A 4691-nucleotide genomic window follows, 5' to 3' on the forward strand; every position below is an offset into this window, starting at 1 on the left:
TTGAACTCGAGCGGAAAGCTTGGAAATTAGATAAACCTCCTAAGAAATCAGGATTTCTTGTCGGTTTCCTAAATTTCAGTCGCTTTCTGTTCGCTCTTAGTATCTTGTATGAACAATACTGAATTTTACGACCGTTTGGGCGTTTCTAAAAATGCATCTCAAGATGAGATCAAGAAAGCCTATCGGAAATTATCTAAGAAATATCATCCAGATATCAACAAGGATCCTGGAGCTGAGGACAAGTACAAGGAAGTTCAAGAAGCTTATGAAACTTTGAGCGATGAACAGAAACGTGCGGCCTATGACCAATATGGTGCTGCTGGTGCCAATGGTGGTTTTGGTGGAGCAGGTGGTTTCGGTGGCTTCGATGGAGCAGGTGGTTTTGGTGGATTTGAGGATATTTTCTCAAGTTTCTTTGGTGGTGGCGGTGCATCACGTAATCCAAACGCCCCTCGTCAAGGTGACGACCTCCAGTATCGCGTTCATTTGACTTTTGAAGAAGCTATTTTTGGTACAGAAAAGGAAGTCAAATACAATCGTGAAGCAAGCTGTCGTACTTGTAATGGGTCTGGTGCTAAACCTGGAACAAGTCCAGTTACTTGTGGACGCTGTCATGGTTCAGGTGTGATCAATGTTGATACCCAAACACCTCTCGGTATGATGCGTCGCCAAGTAACCTGTGATGTCTGTCATGGCCGTGGTCAAGAAATCAAAGATCCATGTACAACCTGTCATGGAACTGGTCATGAAAAACAAGCCCATAGCGTACACGTAAAAATCCCTGCTGGTGTGGAAACAGGTCAACAGATCCGCCTAGCTGGTCAAGGTGAAGCAGGATTTAACGGTGGACCATATGGTGACTTGTACGTGGTGGTTTCAGTTGAAGCTAGTGATAAGTTTGAACGTGAAGGAACCACTATCTTCTACAATTTGAACCTCAATTTTGTTCAAGCAGCACTTGGTGATACAGTAGACATCCCTACAGTTCATGGTGATGTAGAATTAGTCATTCCAGAAGGAACTCAGACTGGTAAACGATTCCGTCTACGTGGTAAAGGTGCGCCTAGCCTTCGTGGTGGTGCCCTTGGTGACCAATACGTGACTGTCAATGTCGTGACTCCAACAGGCTTGAACGAACGACAAAAAGCAGCCTTGAAAGAATTCGCAGCTGCAGGTGATCTAAAAGTCAATCCAAAGAAAAAAGGCTTCTTTGACCATATTAAAGATGCCTTTGAAGGAGAATAAAGCATAAAGTAAAAAGAGCCTTCGGGCTCTTTTTTCGTGCAATCTTAAGACTTTTAGCATAGGAGAAAGAATCTCCAACTGGTCTACTATTGATATTTTTGAATGAGTAAGCCGGCCGCATCCATCTCCTGAATGAGTTGCTTGAGTTCTGCTTCCTTACCAGGCTTAACGGTGACGGTATCAATGTGTTTAATTGCCGAATTGTCCTGGATATCCACCAAGGTCAAAGCTTTTTCATAGAATGCGATTCCCTTTTTCATGCTTTCCGAATCATTCAAAGTTAGAATTGTGTAAGAAGAATGTGATTTCTTTCCGTTTTCTCGGAAATACTTCTCGCCTTCCTCCTCTAAAAATTGGGATAAACCATGATTAAACAAGTTATCTTCTACTTTTCTATAGGAAATGTCACCTGCCTGTAGAACATAGACTTTGAGTCGGTTTTTAGTGAGATTAGGGCTTTCTTTTAGGACTGGGTGGCTATCAATGACCTCGTCTGAGAAAGTCACATAAAAATCTAAGCCCCCACCCTCGAATTGATAGCTTCCATTTGATTCTACTTTTTCAGGAGGTAGGTCAAGGGAGATAAAGATTTGTTTTAAGGCCTCATTTCCTTCTCGGATGTCACTCGGTGAGGCCTTGAACAGATTGGCCAGTATTAGAAATGCCAGGGCTACAAGAAGGCAGAGGCCACCACAAATAATCAGGATGATCCGCGTCAAAACGTTAAAAAACTGTTTCATTTTCATGCCCTCACTTGTCTATTAGGATCTGCTAACCCAAAATGGATTTAAAGGGGATATAAGGAAAGTTGGAGTTTTCCTCTCCTTAGTTTTCTTCAGTTTCTTGTAATTCTTTTATCACACTAAGTCTTGCTTGAAGGTCTTTTTCTAGGACTTTAAACTTATAGGTCAAATCTTTTTGATATTCCTTGATGAGTTCTTTTTGTTGGTCGATAATTTGCAGGCTATCTTGGATGATATCCAAGTCATCCTTAATGGCTTCAACACGATCAGTAGTATCTAGAACTTCTTCGGTGATAGCTTTGCGATTCTTAACGAGGAGGTATGAACCGACTGCAGAGCCTGCAAAAAGTAGTAAATTTGATAGTTTCATAGTGACTCCTTAAGCGTTTTTGATAGTTTCAGCAACTTGAGCAAGTTTGTCGAAGTCTGGTTCATGTGCGATAAAGTCAATTTTTAGGTCGTCATCTGCACTATAGCGAGGAACGAGGTGGACATGGGTATGGAAAACGGTTTGTCCAGCAACTTCTTCACAGTTGGCGATGATATTCATACCTTCAGCTTTGGTAGCTGCCATGACTTTTTGAGCAATCTTTGGAACTTGGGCGAAAAGTTGGCTAGCACTTGCAGCATCCATTTCTAAAAGATTGCGGTAGTGTTCTTTTGGTACGACCAAGGTGTGACCAGGTGTTACTTGTGAGATATCTAGGAAGGCAAGAACTTGATCATCTTCGTAAACCTTTGATGCGGGAATCTCCCCTGCGATAATTTTACAAAAAATGCAATCTGACATAAAATCTACCTCTACTGTATTGAATTTTGATATAATATAGCTACATTATACCAGATTTGGAGAAAATATGTTAGAAATTAAAAACCTGACAGGGGGCTATGTTCATGTTCCTGTCTTGAAAGATGTGTCCTTTACAGTCGAGAGTGGGCAGTTGGTCGGTTTGATCGGTCTCAATGGTGCTGGGAAATCGACGACCATCAATGAAATTATCGGTTTGTTGACACCTTATAGTGGAGAAATCAACATCGACGGGCTAACCTTAGGTGCTAATCCTCGTGAATATCGTCAGCAGATTGGTTATATTCCTGAAACTCCTAGTTTGTACGAAGAATTAACTCTCAGAGAACATATCGAGACGGTTGCCATGGCCTATGGTATTGAGCAAAACCTAGCTTTTAAACGTGTAGAACCTCTTTTAAAGATGTTCCGTTTGGATCAGAAATTAGATTGGTTCCCTGTTCATTTTTCAAAAGGGATGAAACAGAAGGTCATGATTATCTGTGCCTTTGTTGTGGTTCCGAGTCTCTTTATCGTCGATGAACCTTTCCTTGGTCTTGATCCTCTGGCGATTTCGGACTTGATTCAGCTTTTGGATCTTGAAAAGAAAAAAGGGAAGTCTATCCTCATGAGTACCCACGTTCTTGACTCTGCTGAAAAAATGTGTGATTCTTTTGTCATTCTCCACAAAGGTCAAGTCAGAGCTAAAGGGGATCTTGAAGAGCTGAGACAAGCTTTTGCCATGCCGGAAGCAAGTCTCAATGATATCTATTTAGCTTTGACCAAAGAGGAGGACAGATGAAAGACTTGTTTCTAAAGCGAAAGCAGGCTTTTCGTAAAGAGTGTGTCGGTTATCTGCGTTATGTGCTCAATGACCACTTTGTCTTGTTTTTACTGGTCTTAGTAGGTTTTCTAGCCTATCAGTATAGTCAACTGCTTCAGCATTTTCCTGAGAATCATCTACCAATCCTAGGTTTAATTGGGATTGTCTCTGTTTTACTCTTACTTTGGGGAGGAATAGCGACCTATGTGGAAGCGCCTGATAAGCTCTTTCTCTTAGTAGCTGAAGAAGAAGTGAGAGAACACATCCAGAAGCAAAGTTTAGTTTCCTTCATCTTTTGGGTTAGTGTACAGACTCTCTTTTTGCTCCTTTTTGCTCCTTTATTTTTAGCCATGGGCTTAGGCTTAGGAGTTTTTTGGGTCTATGTTCTTCTTTTGGGAGTCGGGAAATATTTCCTGTTTCAGAAAAAAGCTGGCAAGTTTTTTAGTGCAAATCATCTGGACTGGGACTATGTGATTGCCCAAGAAAGTAAACGCAAGCAGTTTTTACTTCGTTTCTTTGCCCTCTTTACCCAAGTCAAGGGAATTTCAAACAGCGTCAAGAGACGAGCTTATCTAGATGTTATCCTAAAAGCAGTTCAGAAGGTGCCGAGCAAGATTTGGCAGAACCTCTATCTTCGTTCTTATCTGCGAAATGGAGATCTTTTTGCCCTCAGTCTTCGTCTCCTCTTCCTATCTTTGCTGGCGTTGATCTTTATTGAGCAAGCTTGGATAGCGACAGCAGTGGTGGTTCTATTTAACTACCTCTTGCTCTTTCAGTTATTGGCCCTCTATCATGCCTTTGATTACCAATATTTGACTCAACTTTTCCCGCTAGACAAGGGGCAAAAGGAAAGGGGATTACAGGCGGTTGTCCGAGGATTGACTGGTTTTGTTTTATTGGTTCAACTGGTAGTTGGGTTGATTACCCTCCAAGAAAAACTAGCCCTTCTAGCCCTCCTTGGAGCTGGACTGGTCTTGCAAATCTTGTATCTCCCTTATCAGGTGAAACGTCAGATGCAGGACTAATACTCTTCGAAAATCTCTTCAAACTAGGTCAGCATCCATCTGCAACCTCAAAGCGGTGCTTTGAGCAA

6 protein-coding genes are annotated in these 4691 nt (G+C 41.7%); 3 read left to right on the forward strand and 3 right to left on the reverse strand.

Going from position 1 to position 4691, the window contains the following annotated elements:
- The first annotated feature begins 108 nt into the window (after window positions 1-108).
- Window positions 109-1245, forward strand: coding sequence for a molecular chaperone DnaJ (gene dnaJ / locus SINDD18_RS00135; protein ID WP_049504307.1), 1137 nt, complete (start codon window positions 109-111; stop codon window positions 1243-1245).
- An 86-nt stretch (window positions 1246-1331) separates the two neighbouring features.
- Here dnaJ and SINDD18_RS00140 read toward each other — a convergent pair whose 3' ends face one another.
- From SINDD18_RS00140 to SINDD18_RS00150, 3 genes are all read right to left on the reverse strand, one after another.
- Window positions 1332-1985 carry a hypothetical protein gene (locus SINDD18_RS00140; protein ID WP_193750813.1) on the reverse strand — a complete coding sequence of 218 codons (654 nt, stop codon included), beginning with the start codon at window positions 1983-1985 and terminating at the stop codon, window positions 1332-1334.
- An 85-nt stretch (window positions 1986-2070) separates the two neighbouring features.
- Window positions 2071-2358 carry a hypothetical protein gene (locus SINDD18_RS00145; RefSeq protein WP_061862659.1) on the reverse strand — a complete coding sequence of 96 codons (288 nt, stop codon included), beginning with the start codon at window positions 2356-2358 and terminating at the stop codon, window positions 2071-2073.
- A 9-nt stretch (window positions 2359-2367) separates the two neighbouring features.
- On the reverse strand, window positions 2368-2778 hold the full coding sequence (locus SINDD18_RS00150; RefSeq protein WP_061862660.1) for an HIT family protein: 411 nt from the start codon (window positions 2776-2778) through the stop codon (window positions 2368-2370).
- Between the two features lie 67 nt (window positions 2779-2845).
- Between SINDD18_RS00150 and SINDD18_RS00155 the strand changes: the two genes are divergently transcribed.
- Window positions 2846-3577: an ABC transporter ATP-binding protein gene (locus SINDD18_RS00155; protein ID WP_061862661.1), complete on the forward strand. Its 732-nt coding sequence runs from the start codon at window positions 2846-2848 to the stop codon at window positions 3575-3577.
- The gene (locus SINDD18_RS00160; RefSeq protein WP_061862662.1) at window positions 3574-4623 is read left to right on the forward strand and encodes an ABC transporter permease; all 1050 of its coding nucleotides are present in this window, start codon (window positions 3574-3576) and stop codon (window positions 4621-4623) included. The genes SINDD18_RS00155 and SINDD18_RS00160 overlap by 4 nt, the downstream gene beginning before the upstream one ends.
- Window positions 4624-4691: the final 68 nt, after the last annotated feature.

This window comes from Streptococcus infantis (genome assembly GCF_001579645.1).
Classification (GTDB): Bacteria; Bacillota; Bacilli; order Lactobacillales; family Streptococcaceae; genus Streptococcus; species Streptococcus infantis_E.

What these genes read in the sequence shown, in the direction of transcription:
- dnaJ (WP_049504307.1), top strand. Translation starts at nt 109, where the DNA reads ATGAACAATACTGAATTTTACGACCGTTTGGGCGTTTCTAAAAATGCA.
- SINDD18_RS00140 (WP_193750813.1), bottom strand. Translation starts at nt 1,985, where the DNA reads ATGAAACAGTTTTTTAACGTTTTGACGCGGATCATCCTGATTATTTGT.
- SINDD18_RS00145 (WP_061862659.1), bottom strand. Translation starts at nt 2,358, where the DNA reads ATGAAACTATCAAATTTACTACTTTTTGCAGGCTCTGCAGTCGGTTCA.
- SINDD18_RS00150 (WP_061862660.1), bottom strand. Translation starts at nt 2,778, where the DNA reads ATGTCAGATTGCATTTTTTGTAAAATTATCGCAGGGGAGATTCCCGCA.
- SINDD18_RS00155 (WP_061862661.1), top strand. Translation starts at nt 2,846, where the DNA reads ATGTTAGAAATTAAAAACCTGACAGGGGGCTATGTTCATGTTCCTGTC.
- SINDD18_RS00160 (WP_061862662.1), top strand. Translation starts at nt 3,574, where the DNA reads ATGAAAGACTTGTTTCTAAAGCGAAAGCAGGCTTTTCGTAAAGAGTGT.